The organism is Paenibacillus liaoningensis, from assembly GCF_059609455.1.
Genome location: NZ_JCAALU010000033.1, coordinates 26680 through 44408, shown reverse-complemented (window position 1 = coordinate 44408; position 17729 = coordinate 26680). Strand labels below are relative to the sequence as shown.

General features: G+C 48.8%; 17 protein-coding genes, 1 rRNA gene and 1 riboswitch. Of the genes, 3 read left to right on the top strand and 15 right to left on the bottom strand.

Translation table 11 applies throughout. The annotated features are described in order from the left end of the window. The 7 genes from AC6B99_RS32625 to queC all read right to left on the bottom strand — a co-directional run. Window positions 1-91: ribosomal RNA gene (locus AC6B99_RS32625) — 16S ribosomal RNA — on the bottom strand; the annotation flags it as partial. Window positions 92-622: 531 nt separating this feature from the next. Then, on the bottom strand, window positions 623-2422 hold the full coding sequence (locus AC6B99_RS32620) for a dockerin type I domain-containing protein (protein WP_496665101.1): 1800 nt from the start codon (window positions 2420-2422) through the stop codon (window positions 623-625). 200 nt (window positions 2423-2622) lie between these two features. Beyond that, window positions 2623-2937, bottom strand: coding sequence for a hypothetical protein (locus AC6B99_RS32615; protein ID WP_081418982.1), 315 nt, complete (start codon window positions 2935-2937; stop codon window positions 2623-2625). Window positions 2938-3029: 92 nt separating this feature from the next. Then, window positions 3030-3527 (bottom strand): preQ(1) synthase, encoded by a 498-nt coding sequence (gene queF / locus AC6B99_RS32610; protein WP_056040078.1) that lies wholly within the window; start codon window positions 3525-3527, stop codon window positions 3030-3032. A 195-nt stretch (window positions 3528-3722) separates the two neighbouring features. Beyond that, window positions 3723-4460, bottom strand: a complete 738-nt coding sequence (gene queE / locus AC6B99_RS32605; protein WP_496665100.1) for a 7-carboxy-7-deazaguanine synthase QueE — start codon at window positions 4458-4460, stop codon at window positions 3723-3725. Further along, window positions 4453-4938: a 6-pyruvoyl trahydropterin synthase family protein gene (locus tag AC6B99_RS32600; RefSeq protein ID WP_056040074.1), complete on the bottom strand. Its 486-nt coding sequence runs from the start codon at window positions 4936-4938 to the stop codon at window positions 4453-4455. The genes queE and AC6B99_RS32600 overlap by 8 nt, the downstream gene beginning before the upstream one ends. Next, window positions 4935-5648 carry a 7-cyano-7-deazaguanine synthase QueC gene (queC, locus tag AC6B99_RS32595; RefSeq protein ID WP_056040162.1) on the bottom strand — a complete coding sequence of 238 codons (714 nt, stop codon included), beginning with the start codon at window positions 5646-5648 and terminating at the stop codon, window positions 4935-4937. Before queC ends, AC6B99_RS32600 begins: the two co-directional genes overlap by 4 nt. A gap of 223 nt (window positions 5649-5871) precedes the next feature. Beyond that, window positions 5872-5915, bottom strand: a riboswitch (PreQ1 riboswitch). Between the two features lie 202 nt (window positions 5916-6117). On the opposite strand from queC, the gene AC6B99_RS32590 reads away from it, so the two are divergent. Then, window positions 6118-6912 (top strand): AIM24 family protein, encoded by a 795-nt coding sequence (locus AC6B99_RS32590; protein ID WP_496665099.1) that lies wholly within the window; start codon window positions 6118-6120, stop codon window positions 6910-6912. A gap of 81 nt (window positions 6913-6993) precedes the next feature. On the opposite strand, the gene AC6B99_RS32585 is transcribed toward AC6B99_RS32590, so the two are convergent. The 7 genes from AC6B99_RS32585 to AC6B99_RS32555 all read right to left on the bottom strand — a co-directional run bounded on the left by AC6B99_RS32585 (window position 6994) and on the right by AC6B99_RS32555 (window position 13578). After that, window positions 6994-7401, bottom strand: coding sequence for a VOC family protein (locus tag AC6B99_RS32585; protein ID WP_056040071.1), 408 nt, complete (start codon window positions 7399-7401; stop codon window positions 6994-6996). 22 nt (window positions 7402-7423) lie between these two features. Continuing rightward, window positions 7424-8149, bottom strand: a complete 726-nt coding sequence (locus AC6B99_RS32580) for a nucleoside phosphorylase (protein ID WP_496665098.1) — start codon at window positions 8147-8149, stop codon at window positions 7424-7426. A gap of 1 nt (window position 8150) precedes the next feature. Then, window positions 8151-8822 (bottom strand): sulfite oxidase-like oxidoreductase, encoded by a 672-nt coding sequence (locus tag AC6B99_RS32575; protein WP_056040067.1) that lies wholly within the window; start codon window positions 8820-8822, stop codon window positions 8151-8153. A 44-nt stretch (window positions 8823-8866) separates the two neighbouring features. Continuing rightward, window positions 8867-9790, bottom strand: a complete 924-nt coding sequence (locus AC6B99_RS32570; RefSeq protein WP_056040066.1) for an ABC transporter permease — start codon at window positions 9788-9790, stop codon at window positions 8867-8869. A 1-nt stretch (window position 9791) separates the two neighbouring features. After that, window positions 9792-10811: an ABC transporter permease gene (locus AC6B99_RS32565; protein WP_155973407.1), complete on the bottom strand. Its 1020-nt coding sequence runs from the start codon at window positions 10809-10811 to the stop codon at window positions 9792-9794. 37 nt (window positions 10812-10848) lie between these two features. After that, entirely contained in the window at window positions 10849-12336 is a 1488-nt protein-coding gene (locus AC6B99_RS32560) for an ABC transporter ATP-binding protein (RefSeq protein WP_056040062.1), read from the bottom strand. 171 nt (window positions 12337-12507) lie between these two features. Then, a complete protein-coding gene (locus tag AC6B99_RS32555; RefSeq protein ID WP_056040061.1) occupies window positions 12508-13578 on the bottom strand; it encodes a BMP family lipoprotein in 1071 nt (356 codons plus the stop codon). Window positions 13579-13816: 238 nt separating this feature from the next. Between AC6B99_RS32555 and AC6B99_RS32550 the strand changes: the two genes are divergently transcribed. After that, window positions 13817-15199: a hypothetical protein gene (locus AC6B99_RS32550; protein WP_496665097.1), complete on the top strand. Its 1383-nt coding sequence runs from the start codon at window positions 13817-13819 to the stop codon at window positions 15197-15199. A gap of 127 nt (window positions 15200-15326) precedes the next feature. Here the strand turns inward: AC6B99_RS32550 and AC6B99_RS32545 are convergent, their stop codons facing one another. Further along, the gene (locus AC6B99_RS32545; RefSeq protein ID WP_099521220.1) at window positions 15327-15797 is read right to left on the bottom strand and encodes a MarR family winged helix-turn-helix transcriptional regulator; all 471 of its coding nucleotides are present in this window, start codon (window positions 15795-15797) and stop codon (window positions 15327-15329) included. Between the two features lie 226 nt (window positions 15798-16023). On the opposite strand from AC6B99_RS32545, the gene ilvD reads away from it, so the two are divergent. Beyond that, entirely contained in the window at window positions 16024-17709 is a 1686-nt protein-coding gene (gene ilvD / locus AC6B99_RS32540; protein ID WP_056040057.1) for a dihydroxy-acid dehydratase, read from the top strand. Window positions 17710-17729 lie beyond the last annotated feature (20 nt).

Genomic DNA, 17729 nt, shown 5'->3' with positions numbered 1-17729 from the left:
GAGTGCAAGCACTCCATCAAGTCCGCTCGACTTGCATGTATTAGGCACGCCGCCAGCGTTCGTCCTGAGCCAGGATCAAACTCTCCATTTAGGATGTCTTTTCTTTCGATCAAGATCGAAGGGGAAAGAGCATTTGGTTTGACTTGCTCATTACTTTTTTTGTATCGCTTTACATTAACTAAGTTAATGTGGCAGTTTCACTCGTTGTTCAGTTTTCAAAGAACAATTTCTCTTACTGTGTTTCTCTGTCCGAACCGTTTATCTCTCGGCCGGAATTAGAATATACCATGGGTTCCTATGTTATTGCAAGTGTTTTTTGAAAAAAGATTTTAATCTTATAACATTTGTTCAAATATATCTTTGTGAAGCCTACCTTGCACTTATAAAATCAGGACACAATGTCTTGTTTAATTCTTAAACTGACATCATAACCACTCCATACAAATTTGATTTAGAAAAATCTAATGAATCTGCTAATGCTTTTAATTTAACCAAATCAACTGCTTAATCCTATTGCCCGCAAATTGAAAGACGTGCTGCTTCCAGTAAATTAGCTTTGTATAGACTTGTATATAAATAGAGAAGAGGGCAGCAAGGGCCCCCTTCTACTCCAAATGCTATTTTACATTTTATAATTCAACACAATGAATGAAATATCCAGAAGGTCAACTGTATTATCGCGGTTAATGTCAGTGCTGCTCGCTTTTACATTTTGCCAGCCGCTTCCTTTAGATTTGCCGAAATACTTCGCTGCAAGCTGCAAATCTGCTAAATCTATTTCCCCATTTCCATTTACATCACCCGCCTCCAGAGGGCCCACATTATATGTCATATCACCGTTAACCTGAGTAGTGGCCTCAACCGCTATATGTCCAGGAACAACAACGCGTATTTTATACTTTCCTTTAGGAACGTGCAGCGTGTAGCCTCCATTAGCTTGCACCTCGGAGATGGCTGCAACAGAGCCATTCGTGTCAATAACTTCTACTACAACTTTATGAACGCCATCTGAGCCATTGTACCAAATGCTGCTGTAATCTACAGCGCTGCCGAAAGCTTCAGCGGCTATCTTGCCAGAAAGGGTATGCTTCTGCTCTCCTGGCGCGCTCGTTACTATTACAGTAGTATTTGTCACAGTTTCATAGACAAACGCTTCTGAATAGCTGTTTAATGCTCTCAAATTGGACAGTTCAAAATCAAATGCACCTACCGTACCGCTTGAAAAATGGAACTTCGCAAAGGTACCTGCACCACTGTATCCGTTAATATCGCCTGCCAATGATACTACATAGTCGGTTCGCGCATGTCCATTTCCGAGGTCAATGGTTTTCTCACTCGTTATAAGCGCTGTGCCCGCATTTTCCTGATCCTGATAATTCGTCAGTGTAACACTTGGTTCAACTGTTCCTTTAAGCAACTTGCTGTCATACGTCAAGCTGAATTGAGCTGCATATAAATCGTTGACCTGTGCAAAATCTATGGAAACGTCAAAAGCTTCCCCCGTTACCACATTTGATTTAGAAGCAACAGCAGATATCTCAGGTGAAGGCACCTCTTCCTCTTCTTGATATTCCACATAATATTTCGGATATTCAAAGCCATTCAACGCGGCATCGTAGATAACAATTTCAAATCCATTCGTTCCGTATTGAATAGGTACCTCAATGCTGAATCGTCCATCTTCAGTAAAGATTCCAGAGTAACTCGCATTGCGAGAATAAGAAATGGCTGCTACCGTAATGCCGGAATAATCGCCCAATATATCAACCAGCAAATCGCTAATCACTCTTCCACGTATAGTACCTATACCATTTGCTACTGTTATAGCTGGATTATTCAATTCGGAAACAGGCTCACTCCAATCAATAATACATTCCGCAAGCTGATTCATCAGCAAGTCTGTCTCTTCCAAACCTATCCGTGGAATAATGACATAGTGGCCTTGACCTAATTCAATGTAATCCGAACCCTTCGTTACCATCCCTGAGAATGTTACTCTATAGCTGCCTGGGCTCGTTCCGTTTGCCTCCTCCATAATTTTGCCTTTCCATGTATAGGTACTACCTTCAACTGTGTACACATCTAGTGAAAAATAAGACAAGTCCGTATTTATTTTATAAGTGACGTCAGCATAATCTTTATTAAAATCCCAATTAGGCGAAAATATATAGGGTGTAAGGTTTAGATCCGAAACCGGATCTAGCTGCAAGGAAGCATTTTGCTTTTCACTGAGATCCATTTGCTTAGAGCTGGATGATAATGTTGCTCGTTCCTTATTAGCTGTGGGTAGCAAGCTTCCTGTCGTCTCTGCCTTTGCTCCCATCACCTCTGCGGGAAACAGGAGCGAAATACTAAACACAAGTACCAGTAATAGGGATAACTGTTTGTTTTTAACGGCTTTACGGTAAAACGATTGCTGCATGAAACCCCTCCTAAAGCGATATCGTAGGACTAAATAGATGAACTGCCCCTATAGCCCCCTTTAAAACCCTACTCCAGACTAAATCATGTATATATTAGGCTGTTCGTCCTTTATTCATAAAAGAAAAACCCGGCATCTTCTATGAAGATTCGGGTTTTTCTGCATTTTCGGCTTATGCAAAATATTAAGCTGCTCGCTTTTTAGCCTTTTGCTTTTTTTACACTTTTCTTAGAAGCTTTCGCTTTCAACATGTAGCTGTGGCCACGGCTTCCGCGACTACTACGACTACCTCGACTTCCACGGCTGCGGCGGCTTTTGTGACAGGAATCTTTAGTCGCATCTACGTCGGAATACTTGTATTCGTACAAATGTTTTTCACATGGAACGCAATGATAGCGGTTTACGACGTTGATTTGATGCACAACCTCAACGATTTGCGGATGAAAGACGTCGTTTACTACCGTTACAGGCGGAACAAATACCCGGACAGTTGGACAAAACGGATCGCAAGACATTCAAGGCATCTCCTTTTCTCATGGTCTACTATAATATCCGAGAATGGGTCAGGCCTTGCTTGTGTTAAAGCCTTGCGAGACAACTATCCCTACTAGCGGTTATCTATTTTTTCCGGGTATAAGTCATGGTTCATCAGGCGGTTTTCCGCCATTTGCTCGTATTTTGTGCCCGGCTTCCCATAATTGCAATAAGGGTCGATAGAAATGCCGCCGCGCGGCGTGAACTTGCCCCAGACCTCAATATAGCGGGGGTCCATCAGCTTGATCAGATCGTTCATAATAATGTTCACACAGTCCTCGTGGAAATCTCCGTGATTGCGGAAGCTGAATAAGTACAGCTTGAGCGACTTGCTTTCTACCATTAACACATCGGGAACATAGGAAATATATATCGTGGCAAAATCCGGCTGACCCGTCATCGGGCAAAGGCTCGTAAACTCCGGGCAGTTAAACTTCACAAAATAATCTCGGTACGGATGCTTGTTGTCAAAGGTCTCCAAAATGTCAGGGGAATATTCGAACGTATAATTCGTTCCCTGATTGCCAAGCAGGCTAATCCCCTGCAGCTCTTCTTCTTTTCTTCCACTCATTCGTTGTTCGCTCCTTCTCTTATCCCTCATTGCAAACCTTCTATTTATAAACCCATCTATCTATGCACAGTGAACAAGCGTAAACGCCTGTCGCCATCCTCTGGCGGCAAAGCTTTCGTTTCGCGTAGAAATATAGAGAATGGATGGAAAGACCATATCCTTTCCTATATTTAAATAAAGCTTTACTCCGCTTGGCTAAACGCCGCGTTTGTTGCCCCACACCCAGGCGTGCAGCTGCGGCAGCACCCTCACCTGATTCATATCGCTGCGCACCATCACGCGCTCGATCAGCCATTCATACCGTTCCACGAGCTTGTCGCGCAGCTTGCCATTGTCGCCTTCGGCAAGGTCATCATTGCCCGCTTGGACGAAAAATAGCGCTCCCGGATACCGCGCGTGGACACTCGCGGCATAAGCCAAATCAGCGTCGTCAAATACGACGACCTTCAGGCTAAAGCTGCGTGCCGCCTCCGACAGCCGGCTTACGATCTGGTCCAGCATGTCCCAGTTGGTCACCATGCCGGAGCTGGGCGGCTTGGGCGACAACGTCAGCTCGTCAATGTCGAGCAGCCAGTCCTGCCACTTGCTGCCCTGCGTTTCCAGCGCAACCTGAATGCCTGCGGCATGCAGCCCCTGCACCAGCTCGCCCGCATGGCGAAGCAGCGCCGGATTGCCGCCGGACAGCGTCACATGCGAGAACGCTTCTCCGCCGACGGCGTGCAGCTCCGACATGACTTCCTCTGCGGTGAGCATGCGGATCTCATCCTTGCCTGTGCCGTCCCAAGTAAAGGCAGAATCGCACCAAGCGCAGCTGTAGTCACAGCCGGCTGTGCGGACAAACATCGTTTTTTGCCCGATAACCATGCCTTCCCCTTGCACAGTCGGCCCGAAAATTTCCATAACCGGGATACGCGCTTCGGCCTGCTTAAGCATCGGGAGCAGCAGCCTTATCTTGAATTTGTGTAGCCGCTAGCGGCTGCTCCGTCTTTTTGGGGCGGTAAATGACGTAGCTTGTTGGGGTTTCGCGCAAAAACACTTGAACACAGCGCGGCTTGTTCGCCAGCTGATCCAAATGATTTTGCGTAATTTCATAGATGGTGCGCGCAACGACTTCCGTTGTCGGAAAATACTCCGCGCTTTGCGCATGGAAATGCTCGTTGTCATCATTTAAATACGTATGGTCAAAACGGTCATGAATAAGCCGCTTAATGAGAGCAAAATTAACAAGAAAGCCGGAAGCATCCAGCTCATCGCCAGCGATCGTCACATTGGCGAAATACGTATGCCCATGAATTTGAGCACATTTGCCCGCCTCGGCGCTAGGAATGCTGTGCGCGGCGGCAAAATGCATGTCTTTGTTCAGCTCATAGCTGAAGGGATGTGTTGCAGAAGGGTAAATTTGCTGAATCACTCGGCCATCTCCTCCTTGCGGGAAGACAAATATTGCCGGAGGCCCTGCGATCTGAGCTTGCATGCCGGGCATTCGCCGCAGCCATCTGCGATGATGCCATTGTAGCAGGTCAGCGTCTTGTTTCTGACGAAATCAAAGGCGCCCAGCTCATCGGCTAGCTGCCACGTTTGCGCTTTATTCAGCCACATTAGAGGGGTCTCAATGACGAACGGGTAGTCCATCGCGAGATTAAGCGTCACATTCGTTGATTTAATAAAGATGTCGCGGCAATCGGGATAGCCGCTGAAATCCGTCTCACATACGCCGGTTACGACCGTATGTGCGCCAATCTGCTTGGCAAGTATCGCTGCGAACGATAGAAACAGCAAATTACGGCCATCTACGAATGTCGTCGGCAGGCCGCCTTCTGTTTGTTCAATGGCAATATCGTCCCTCGTCAGCGCATTTGGCGCCAGCTGATTAAGCAGTGACATATCCAGCACATGATGCTTGACGCCAAGCTCCTCTGCAATTTGTGCAGCAGAGTCTAGCTCCAGCTTGTGGCGCTGTCCATAATTGAACGTCACAGCCTCCACAACGTCATAACGCTTGAGCGCCCAAAATAAACAGGTCGTGCTGTCCTGCCCTCCGCTAAATACGACGACGGCTTTTTTCGCCGCTTGTCCGCCTGATGCTGTTTGATTTTGTGTCACTTCTTGTGCTGCTTGCATTTCTTGTGTTGCTGTCATCTTTCATTCTCCTCTCTTCAATGCCGGCTACAGCCGGAGCATGCAGAGAGATCCTTCGAACATTTTGCCCATAAAACAAGGTGAAACGGATGTCGCCATCCTCTGGCGGCAAAGCTACCGTTTCAAAGATGAAATATAAGAGTGTATATAGGTGAAACTTATACCTTCTTATATTTTAAAAAACGGAATTCATCTTGCCATTCCATTTTCCTTAGTTTTTTATAGAGGGAGTTCGCGAACCTCTCCTGTCGTGATGCGCCGTGTTCGGCGTTCACTCCAGACTTTATATTTTGATACCTCTCGTACTATAGCACAGCTTCGGGCCGCTGAACAAGGGAAGACATTGGACTACAACAAGGAAAACGAGGCTTTTTGTCGAATATATGGGAGACTGGAAATACTTTACCTTCATCATCCAATATAATGCGTGCAACAGGAGGAAGATACGTCAATGGCTTTTAAATTAAATAATGTAAAAGAAAACAAAAACGTCTTCATTCAAGATCAAATGGGCGGATTCAGCATTTTGGAATACAAAGAGGATCTCAGCTCCACGAATGCGATGGAAGCACAAGCGAACTATTTTATGAATCAAAGCAATATGCGCAAAAAACAGCTGATGATTGAGCTCAGCAACAATGAAATTATGATGAGCGCCGGTGCTATGCAGTATATGATCGGAAAAATTGAAATGAATTCCGGCATTAAAGGCGTTGGTGGACTAATGCGAAATTTAGTCGCTGGCGCAGTAACCGGCACGTCCGCCGTCAAACCGGTATACAAAGGGACGGGCACGATTATGCTGGAGCCGACCTATCGCTATTTGTGGCTCATTGACGTGGACAACGACCATATCGTCATCGAGGACGGTCTATTTTTAGCCTGCCACTCGACCCTCGAACTAAGCGTAAGCGCACGCAAGACGCTCTCCTCGGCTGCGCTTGGCGGCGAAGGGCTGTTTAATTTAAGCGTTAGAGGAAAAGGCGTGCTCGCTATAGAAGCGCCGATCCCTTCAGAAGAAGCGGTTGTCGTCGAGCTGCAAAATGATGTGCTTAAAGTAGACGGCAACTTTGCTTTGATGTGGTCGAGCTCCCTTGATTTCACTGTAGAAAAATCAGGAAAATCACTTCTAGGCTCCGCTGCTTCGGGGGAAGGTCTCGTTAACGTATACAGAGGAACGGGTCTGGTATGGCTAGCTCCGCTTACCGACTACAAACCGCTGCCTCAAGCAGGAGCACGACGTTAATCCGATATACACGCAAAAAAGACCGCTCTCCCCTCATAAGGGAGCGCGGTCTTTCGTATGAACGCCTATTAAGAACGCCTATTAGCGGGCAGGCAAGTTCAACTGCCACGATACGCCATATTTATCCTCCAGCCAGCCGAACAACGTGCTGACCGGCGATGGCGACAATGGCATTAATACTTTGCCTTCCTCCGCCAGCTTCGCGAAAACCTCGTTGATTTCCGCCTCGCTGTCGCAATTTACGAATAAGGAAAGCGCGGGAGTAAAGGCATGGGGATGCGAATCGCTGAGCTGATTGTCAATGCACATCACCTGCTGGCCTTTTATCGAGAAAATAGCGTGCAGCACCTTAGGCTTAGCGCCAGGCTCGCTTTGCGGATAATACTTTGCGCTTACAATGTCAGCATCCTCGAACGTGGAAACATATAGCTTCATCGCCTCGTCAGCTTGTCCCGAAAACATCAAAAAGGCAAATACCTTCTGTTCCATTTCTCCTTCACTCCCTCTCCATTTATGCGCTTGCCAGTTTCACTGCTGCGTTCAAAGCAGCAGCGATTTCCCGTTCGATTGCTTCCGCTACAACGTTCGTATGCGGATCATATTCTTGGGCCAAATCTGCATCGGCATAGCCGTCCAAAGCTAGAATCGCCCCAGCGCGTGCCCCGCGCAGCGTGGCAATAATGTAGAGTGCGGCAATTTCCATCTCGACCGCAAGCGCGCCAGCCTGCTTGTACTGCTTATGCGGAATGTCCACCACACCTGTAAAGAAAGCATCCAGCGTGACGGTAATCCCTTTTTTCACGATGCCGCCTTCCGCCACAGCTGCCGCATAAAGGGCGCTGCTTACTTCATGATCGGCAACCGCTGGAAACCCATCCGGCACCAGCTGCCGCGTCAAGCCGTCTGCGCGAACCGCAGCCGTGCTGACAACTAGGCTGCCGCCCGGATAATCGGCCGAATAAGAGCCCGCTGTCCCGACGCGGATCAGCGTCGTAACACCGCCCTTGATCAGCTCCTCAAAGCATACCGCCGCTCCCGGCGAGCCTACACCATGGCTGACTACCGCAAGGCGCACTCCTTTGTAGGTTCCGACGAAGCTGCGGTATTCGCGGCTGAATGCCAGCTCGCGCTTTTCTTCCAAATGCCTTGCAATCGTCTCCGAGCGTTTCGGATCGCCGCAAACGATAGCAATAGCGGGCAAATCTTCTGTATTCACTTGTAAAATCGGCAGCAGCAAGCTAATCCCACTCCTTTTTATGCCATTCATCTTCAGGCAAGTCTATATCTTCTCCCGAGAAACGCTGCTCCTCGAACGGATCAGCGTAATTGTGGAAGCCGTTGCGCTCCCAGAAGCCTGGGCGGTCTTCCGTCATAAATTCAAAGCCGCGAATCCATTTCGCGCTTTTCCAGAAATACAAATGCGGCACCAAGAGGCGCAGCGGCCAGCCATGCTTCGGCGTCAGCTGCTCGCCATCATAGCTATGAGCGAGCAGCACATCCTCCCGCAATAAATCTTCAAGCGGCAAGTTCGTCTCATAATCCTGATCGGCATAAATCATCACATATTTGGCTTCCGGCAACACGCGAAGCAGCGGCAGCAAATCCTTGAATTTGACGCCTTTCCACTCCGTATCCAGCTTCGACCAGCGGGTCACGCAATGAATATCGTTTACTTGCGTCGTTTGCGGCATCGCCATCAGCTGCTCATAGGAAAACACCATTTCCTTCTCTACGGCACCGCTAATTGTCAGCGTCCATTCCGCCATATTATACTCAGGCACTTCATTCTCATGCAAAATCGGAAAACGATCCGTCAGCGCTTGTCCAGGCGGAACCCGGTGGGCGATTTCTGCGGCCACTTCAATATGCCGAACCGGCGCTTTTTTCAAACGTTCAGCTTTACTGATCATGCTCACTTAAACCTCCTTCAATTATGCGGCTTGCAGCAAGGAACCTAGCGCGAGCTTTCGTTCGCCTTGCGCGCTTCCGCCAAATAGCTTTTATCCTTGAAGAAAAACATTGCTATTATCGTTACCACATATGGCAGCATCATCGTAAAATGGACCGGCAGCGCATAGCCCTGCAGCCGGGTGCTGAGCGCATCCATAAAGCCAAACAACAAGCTTGCTCCCGCAACGCCAAGCGGATTAGACTGACCGAGCATCGTCGCAACTAACGCGATAAAGCCGCGGCCAGCCGTCATGCCTTCGGTAAACATCGTAACTTGACCAAGCGACAGCTGCGCTCCGGCAAGCCCGCATAAAACGCCGCACATCAGCACAGCTCCATATTGGATATGCGTCACCTTGATGCCGAGGCTTCTTGCGGCAACCGGATTTTGTCCCGCGGCAAGCAAGCGGAAGCCGGATACGGTTTTAAATAAATAATACTGCAAACAAGCGACGAGAACGATCGATAAATAGACGAGCGGCGAATGGCCGGATACGACATCCCCGACCCAAGGAATATCCTTGATCAGCGGAATATCCCACTTGGGCAGGCCGACCATGCTTTTATCGTAATAAGCGCCTTTGACATCAAAAATCGCCCGCAAGGAAAACGTCGTCAGCCCCAGCGCGAGAAAGTTAAGCGAAATCCCGACGACAATGACGTTCGCCTTCAAATGAATGGCCATATAAGCAAGCAATAAGGAGAACACGAGCACGCAGACGATAGCGAACAATACTGCAAGCCACACGTTGCCCGTCAAATGGTTGCCGACAATCGCCGAGAAGGCGCCAATAAGAATGAGCCCTTCCAAACCGACGTTAAACAGGCCGACCCGCGCGCATAACGCACCGCCGAGCGCTGCAAGCAAAATCGGCGTAATCATGCGGAGTGTCGAAGCGAACAGGGAAACATCAAACAGCTGATCCACCTTAAGCCCCCGCCTTCTTCTTTTTCTTAAAGAACGAATAAGTAAACTTTGCGGAAATAAACAAAATAAGTACGGCCTGAATAATGCTTGATACTTCCAGCGGCACATCGGTATTGCGCTCGACGCCCATGCCGCCAGTTTGCAGCGCAGCCAGCAATATGGCAGCGAGCGCCGTGCCTAGCGGATTCGATCCGGCTAGCAGCGTCGCCATAATGCCTGACCAGGCATACCCCGGAGAGGTAAGTGCGCCATCCAAATAACGGTATTGCGTGCCCAGCACCTCTCCGGCTCCGGCAAGACCAGCAAAACCGCCGCTGACGAACATGCTGTACAGCATCAGCCTTCCGCGATTAACGCCGCCATAGCTTGCGAATAACGGATTTCCGCCCATCATGCGAATTTCATAGCCTTTAACCATATAGCGCATAAACCAGGCAAGCGCTATAGCCCCAATGAGCGCAAACAAAAACCCTGCATGCAGGCTCATCCCTTGAAACAGCTTTGGCAGCCACACGCTTTTATCTACCATAACCGTCTGCGCCATTGCTGCGGAGCCGGATCTGTCCATCAATGGGTAGGAAACGACATAGCCGGCAAATAAGGACGCTATATAATTGAGCAATAAGGTCGTAATCAATAAGTTCATGCGAAACCGGGCATCCAGCCATCCGGCAAAAGCGGACCATAGCCCGCCAGCAATGACGCCGGCCAGCAGCGCTGCGACAAGCTTAAGCCAAGCTGGCCCCGGCAAATAAATCGCGGTCACTGCGGCGCTTAGCGCGCCGAGTACCATTTGTCCTTCGGAGCCCATATTGAAAAAGCCTGCGCGGAAGGCGAGCGCCACTCCAAGCCCTATCAACATAATAGGTGTAGCGCGGCTTAATGTATTGGTGAAAAAATAAAAACTGCCGAAAGCGCCCTTCCACATCTCGGCATATGTCTCGGTTATAGAACCGCCAACAATCGCGATAGCGATGGCGCCCGCTCCGAGACCGACAACGATGGCGAGAAGCGGCTGCATTAACGCCCCCAGTATTCCTTTAAGCTTGTCCACCCGTTTATCCTCCCGCCATTAACAGACTAATTTCTTCTTCCGTAGCCGTTAAGCCCGGCAATTCGCCGACGATTCGGCCTTCATTCATAACGAGCACGCGGTCGGACAGCTTTAGTATTTCCGTCAGCTCAGATGACACGAGCAAAATCGCCCCGCCAGCAGCCCGCCGCTTCAACAGCTCGCCATGAATAATTTCCATCGCGCCGATATCGACGCCACGGGTAGGCTCCGCCGCAATTAAAAATGGTGTTTCCTGGGCAAGCTCGCGAGCCACAATCAGCTTCTGCAAATTGCCTCCCGATAAATACTGCGCCTTCGTATGAATCGAGCCTGTCTTGATGCCAAAACGCTCGACCCAGCCGCTTACGAGCTGGCGAATCGCCGCGCCGCGCAATACGCCTCCGCGCTGATAGCGGCTGGCGTGGCCCATAAGGCCATTTTCCAGCACCGTCGCATCCTTCGCCACGCCCCATTGATAGCGGTCCTCTGGTATATGAGCAAGCCCTTGCTCACGAATACTGCGTACAGACTCGCCCGTAACATCTTTGCCCCGCAGCAGAGTTTTGCCAGAATCGACAGGGGCAAGTCCTGAAATCGCCTGCAGCAGCTCCGATTGCCCATTGCCAGAAATACCGGCGATGCCCACAATTTCTCCAGCGTGAACGCTGAGGCTCACTTGATCAAGCTTCGGCTTCCCATGCTCGTCTTTTATCGTTAGCTGCACCGCTTCCAGCACCTTCTCGCCACTAGCCGGGGCTTCCTTCTGCAAATCCAGCAGCTCGCGGCCAACCATCATCCGGGACAGCTCTTCAATGCTCGTATCCGCAACATTGACCGTACCGCTAAGCTTGCCGTCACGCAGCACCGTAATGCGGTCAGCTACATCCATAATTTCCTGCAGCTTATGGCTGATCAGAATGAAGCTTTTGCCTTGTGCCGCCAGCCGCTTGATCGCAACCAGCAGCTCCTTGACCTCAAGAGGAGTCAGCACTGCCGTCGGCTCATCCAAAATAATGATTTCTGCTCCCTGATGCAGCACCTTCAATATTTCTACACGCTGCTGCAAGCCTAGCGAGCAATCCTCTACCTTTTTCCACGGATCAACCGGCATGCCATAAGAAGCGCCCAATTGCTCTGTTATCAGTGCCGCTTGCTTGCGGTCAAAGCGTGCTGCCTTGGCAGGCTCGCGGCCAATGACGATATTTTCAGAAATAGTGAACGTCGGAAAGAGCATAAAATGCTGGTGCACCATTCCGATTTTACTGCTAATGGCATCCGATGGACTATGAAACGCCACCTGCTTGCCATCTACAACGATGCTGCCAGAAGTCGGCGTCTCCATGCCGTACAAAATGCGCATCAATGTCGTTTTACCAGCGCCATTTTCTCCGACTAGCGCATGAATTTCCCCTTTACGCAGCGAAAAATCCACTTCGCTATTGGCTTTAAGCGCTCCGTAGGATTTTGTAATCTTATTCATTTGCAGCAGCATGCGGGCAGCTCTCCTCTCACAATAAACCAAGGTGAAACGGCCGAAAGCAGTCCTTTGACGGCGCGCGGCGTTTCAGTCCGAGAAATATAGAGAAAGTATGGCGAAATCATATACTTTCCTATATTTCAAAAACAAGCAAACCGGCTGCCCGCTGGCAGCCGGTGCATCTTCTTATTTCGCCGCTGGAAGCTCTACGACGATTTTGCCTGAAATAATATCATCGGCAATGGCTTTCACTTTTGTAATCGTGTCTTCGCCAACAAATGGGCTTAGCGCTGATTTGCTGTCTTGTGTTACGAATGTAAGGCCTACACCTTTTTCCTTCAAGCCGTAGTCAGTCGCTGTAAAGTCGAATTGGTCGTTTGCGAATGCTTTTACCGTTTCATAAGCTACTGCATCTGTACCTTTCAATTGGGAAAGGACGATATGCTCAGGATCAAGCTCCGTACGGTCGATATCTTGACCGGAAGCGTACAGGCCTTTTTCCTTCGCTGCTTCAAATACGCCAAGATCGCCAACAGCCGACATGCCCGCTACGAAATCTGCGCCTTGGGAATATTGCAGCAGCGCAAGCTCCTTGCCTTTTGCCGAATCGTTGAAATTACCTACATAGTTAACCAAGAATTTTGCATCTGGGTTTGTGCTGTTAAGTCCTTGCTCAAAACCATATGTGTATTTCTTAAGCAGTGGTGTATCCATTGCCACTACTGCGCCAACTACATTCGTTTTAGTGGAGAGGCCAGCAGCTGCGCCTAGCAAGTAAGCAGCTTCCTGCTCACGGAATACGACGCTGCGTACGTTCGGCTGATCCACGACTGTATCGATAATCGCGAATGGCTTGTCCGGATTTTCTGGAGCTACTTTATTAAGGGCATCCTCCGCTTGGAAAGTTGCTGTAATAATCAGATCGTAATTGTCAGCTACCGCTGCGCGCAGGTTTTGCTCGAATGCTGCAGGGTCTGTCGACTCAATCGTTTTCACTTCTACATTAAACTCTTCACCGGCTCTTTTGAAGCCTTCATCCATCGATGCGAAAAACGGGTTAACGCCGATTTGCTCAGGAAGCACGAGCGCTACGCGCTTTTGCTTTGCATTTTCAGGAGAAGCTGTTGCTGTTCCAGCATTTGTAGCCGTGCCAGTATTTGTGCCGGTGCTGCTGTTGTTTGTTCCATTCGAGCCGCAAGCCGCCAGTAAAACGACAACCATCAATATTGAAAATGTTAACGCCAGTGTCTTTTTCATCTGTGTACGTTTCTCTCCCTTAAAATAACTAGTATTTTTCTCTTTATCCTAGTAAGCTTATCGGATTTTGTCAATAGCGAATTTTCGACAAAACTCTTGTTTATTCTACATGATTTTCATGAAAGTTAGTTATAAAAATACGATGTTGACACAAAATTGTAACAATGCTAGTATAATCGTACTATTCCGAGTCATTTAATATGATTTGGAAAATATTATCCAATACCGGAGGGAATTTATGAGTACAAAATATCCTGCACTAACCAGATCCTTATTGTCCGCTTCTCTGGCCCTATCCATTGCTTTATCATCCGCTGTTCCTATTTATGCAGCTGCTTCTACTACAACAGCAACAAGCACAGCAACCACTGCTGCTTCATCAGAAGCCAAGCTGTTCCTTAAAGAAAAGTTTGGCATAGCTTTCACCACCAGCACGATTACAAAAGGACAGTTCATTAAAGCGGTAGCTGATGCGCTTAAGCTGGAGCAGCCGGAAGAGCTTCCTGCCTTCACCGATTTGGCTGAGACCAGCCCTTATTATGCTGCAGCAGCTGCCCTACATAAACAAGGCATTCTTACTTCAACAACCGTAAACGCTGAGCAAAAATTGACAGCAGCTTCCGCTTTGTATATCGCGGTTAAAGCAGCGGGATTGCAGGAGCTTGCCCATACATACCCGCAAGCGAAAATAACAGCTGGTCTGAAGAAGCTGAACATTCCGGCTTCCTCACTAGGAACAGCAGCATCGCAGGAGCTTGCCGCAGCCGTTGATACGGGCTTGCTGCCAGCCTCCCAGTACAATGCGATCAAAGGCAAAGGGCTGACGCCGCAGCTTGCCGAAACGCTAATCGTGCAAATTCTTTCCTTTAAAGGGGAATACAAGCACTACATCGGCAGCATCAACGACAGCACGATTTACGCCCAATTGAATGATGCTTTCAAAACGTCCAATATTATTCAAGCACCAGAGCTGCAAACGATTGTAGATACGGCGCTCAAAAATAATTTGGTAACGGGCTACAACTTGAAGGATGCGCGTTTTGACGCCAACTTCACGCCATCGCTATCCCTTACTTATGGACACAGCGACCTCAAGCATGTCATCCAGCTTATCGGACTGCTGCGCAGCGAAGGCATTGACGCCAAAGTTCAGCTTGAGCCAAAAACATCCGCCTACGTCTTCATGAAGGAATGGGGCGAGCCGCCAACAAAGGACACTGAAAACTATAAAGTGGTTCAAATCGAGAATGGCAATTATATTACGTATGCGAAGGAATTCGATATCGCCTTTGAATTCAACAATGCAGCGGATAAAGCCCGCTTCCAGCCTATTATTTTGCAATATGCGAAAAAAGACAAAGCCGATCAGCCGGGCCTGATTTATGGCTCATGGTTCCAGCCTCTTTACTATTCTTCAACCAAGCTTGATGAATACGAGGTCATTACGAACAATAAAATTACGGGCACCGGCTATTATTATGCCCAGTCCTTCTCGCTGAATGACCAGTCGAAAAATATCGTAGAGGGCTTCCGCAAGCTCGATCCAGCTGTCAACATTAAATCCTATACGTTCTGGGTAGACAAGCCATTCCATAACTACTTGAATGGCGAAGGTCTATAAGCATAAGGCCAATCTTCTAGTGATAAAAAGGGATTCCTTCGTGAAAACGAAGCGAATCCCTTTTTTTGATGTGAACGTTGTTGAAAATGATCTGCAAGCAGGCGACAGCCCAGCCTTTCGGCGGGTTTTAAGCGTCGCTGCTGTCCTCGCGCTTGCGCTCCAAATTTTCACTCATTCTCGTGAACATGCTCACCGTAATGTCCATATCCTCCAGCGAAAACCCTTCATACAGCCTGAGCATGAGATCTTCGCGGACGCGCATAATGCCATCAACCAACTGCCGTCCTTCATCCGTTATGGTGAGCAGCACAATACGGCGGTCCTCTTCGCTGCGTTCACGGTCAATATAGCCAAAATTAATTAAACGATCGGCGATACCCGTGACCGCACCGCTCGTAATTTGCAGCAATTCCGCCATAACTGACGCTTTCTGCGGCCCATGCTCGGACAAAAGCAAAACCATCTTTGCATCCGTCATGCCCAGCCCTTTCACATTAAAACGATTCCACTCCGCATGGATTAGCCGTCTGAGCTGGCGAAAAGCCTCATCCATCTCGCGCATTTTTTTTATTCTTTTTTCCGAATTTTCCTGTTTCATCTATATCCCTCACGATACTGGATTTCTTCACGGCCTAATGAAAAATTTTTTTCTAGCCATATGAAAACCACGATAATTATACTTTTCCTACTACTATAGCTTGTTTTTCCTTGATAGCCAAGCCAGAAGCCGTTTAAAGCATATAAGTCCATCAACATTACTAGCCAATGCTTGTCCTCTGTGTTAAACTCAAAGGTATCGACTTTTCATACAGGAGGGAATTTTAATGGCACCTAAGAAGATGCGTTCAGACATGATAAAAAAAGGATTTGACCGTGCACCCCACCGCAGTTTGCTGCGTGCAGCGGGAGTAGCGGAGGAAGATTTCGACAAGCCCTTTATTGCTGTTTGTAATTCCTATATTGATATTGTACCTGGTCACGTTCATTTGCAGGAATTCGGCAAGCTGGTTAAACAAGCGATTCGCGATGCTGGCGGCGTTCCTTTTGAATTCAACACGATTGGCGTTGATGATGGAATCGCTATGGGACACATCGGCATGCGCTACTCGCTGGCGAGCCGCGAAATTATTGCCGACTCCGTAGAAACCGTTGTAAATGCGCACTGGTTCGACGGCATGGTCTGCATTCCAAACTGCGACAAAATTACACCGGGCATGATGATGGGCGCGCTTCGTGTCAACATCCCGACGCTGTTCGTCAGCGGCGGACCGATGAAAGCAGGTAAAACATCCGACGGCCGCTCGATCTCGCTCTCCAGCGTTTTTGAAGGCGTTGGCGCTTACCAAGCAGGCATCATCGATGATAAGGGCTTGCTGGAGCTTGAACAGTTCGGCTGTCCGACTTGCGGCTCATGCTCAGGCATGTTCACAGCCAACTCGATGAACTGTCTTGCTGAAGGCCTTGGCCTCGCGCTTCCAGGCAACGGCACGATTCTTGCCGTAGCACCTGAGCGCAGGGAATTTGTTAAGCAATCGGCTACTCAACTGATGAAGCTGATTGAGCTTGGCATCAAGCCTCGCGATATCGTAACGAAAGATACGATCGATAATGCTTTTGCCCTTGATATGGCAATGGGCGGTTCCACAAATACCGTTCTTCATACGCTGGCACTTGCACATGAAGCAGGCATTGACTACCCAATCGAGCGCATCAATGAAATCGCAGAGCGTGTGCCGCATTTGGCTAAAATCGCTCCGGCTTCCGATTACCACATCGAAGATGTGCATCTTGCTGGCGGCGTTAGTGCTGTACTAAATGAAATGTTCAAAAAAGAAGGCACTCTGCATGGCGATTGCATCACTGTAACGGGCAAGACGCTGCGCGAAAACGTAGAGGGCTGTGAAATTCAAAATACCGACGTTATTCGAACCATTGATAATCCGCATAGTGAGCGTGGCGGACTTGCTGTATTGTTCGGCAACCTTGCTCCAGGCGGCGCAATCATCAAAGTCGGCGCGATCGACAAATCGGTTAACGGCTATCATAAAGGTCCTGCTATTTGCTTTGATTCCCAGGATGAAGCTCTTGCTGGCATCGCTAACGGCAAAGTTAAAGAAGGACATGTTGTCATCATTCGTTATGAAGGACCTAAAGGCGGCCCTGGCATGCCAGAAATGCTCGCTCCTACTTCGCAAATCGCTGGCATGGGCCTTGGCGCTAAAGTCGGTCTCGTAACCGATGGCCGCTTCTCCGGCGCATCCCGCGGCATCAGTATCGGCCACGTTTCACCGGAAGCGGCTGAAGGCGGACCAATCGCTTTCGTACAAGACGGCGATATCGTTGAGCTGGATATGAACAACCGTGGCATGAACGTATTGATCAGCGACGAGGAGTTCGAGAAACGCCGTGCTGCATGGCCGGGCTTCGAACCAAAAATCAAACGCGGTTATCTCGCGCGTTATTCCCACCTCGTTACAAACGCCAGCCGTGGCGGCGTAATGAAAATGTAGTTAAAAGCAAGCAGCGCTTC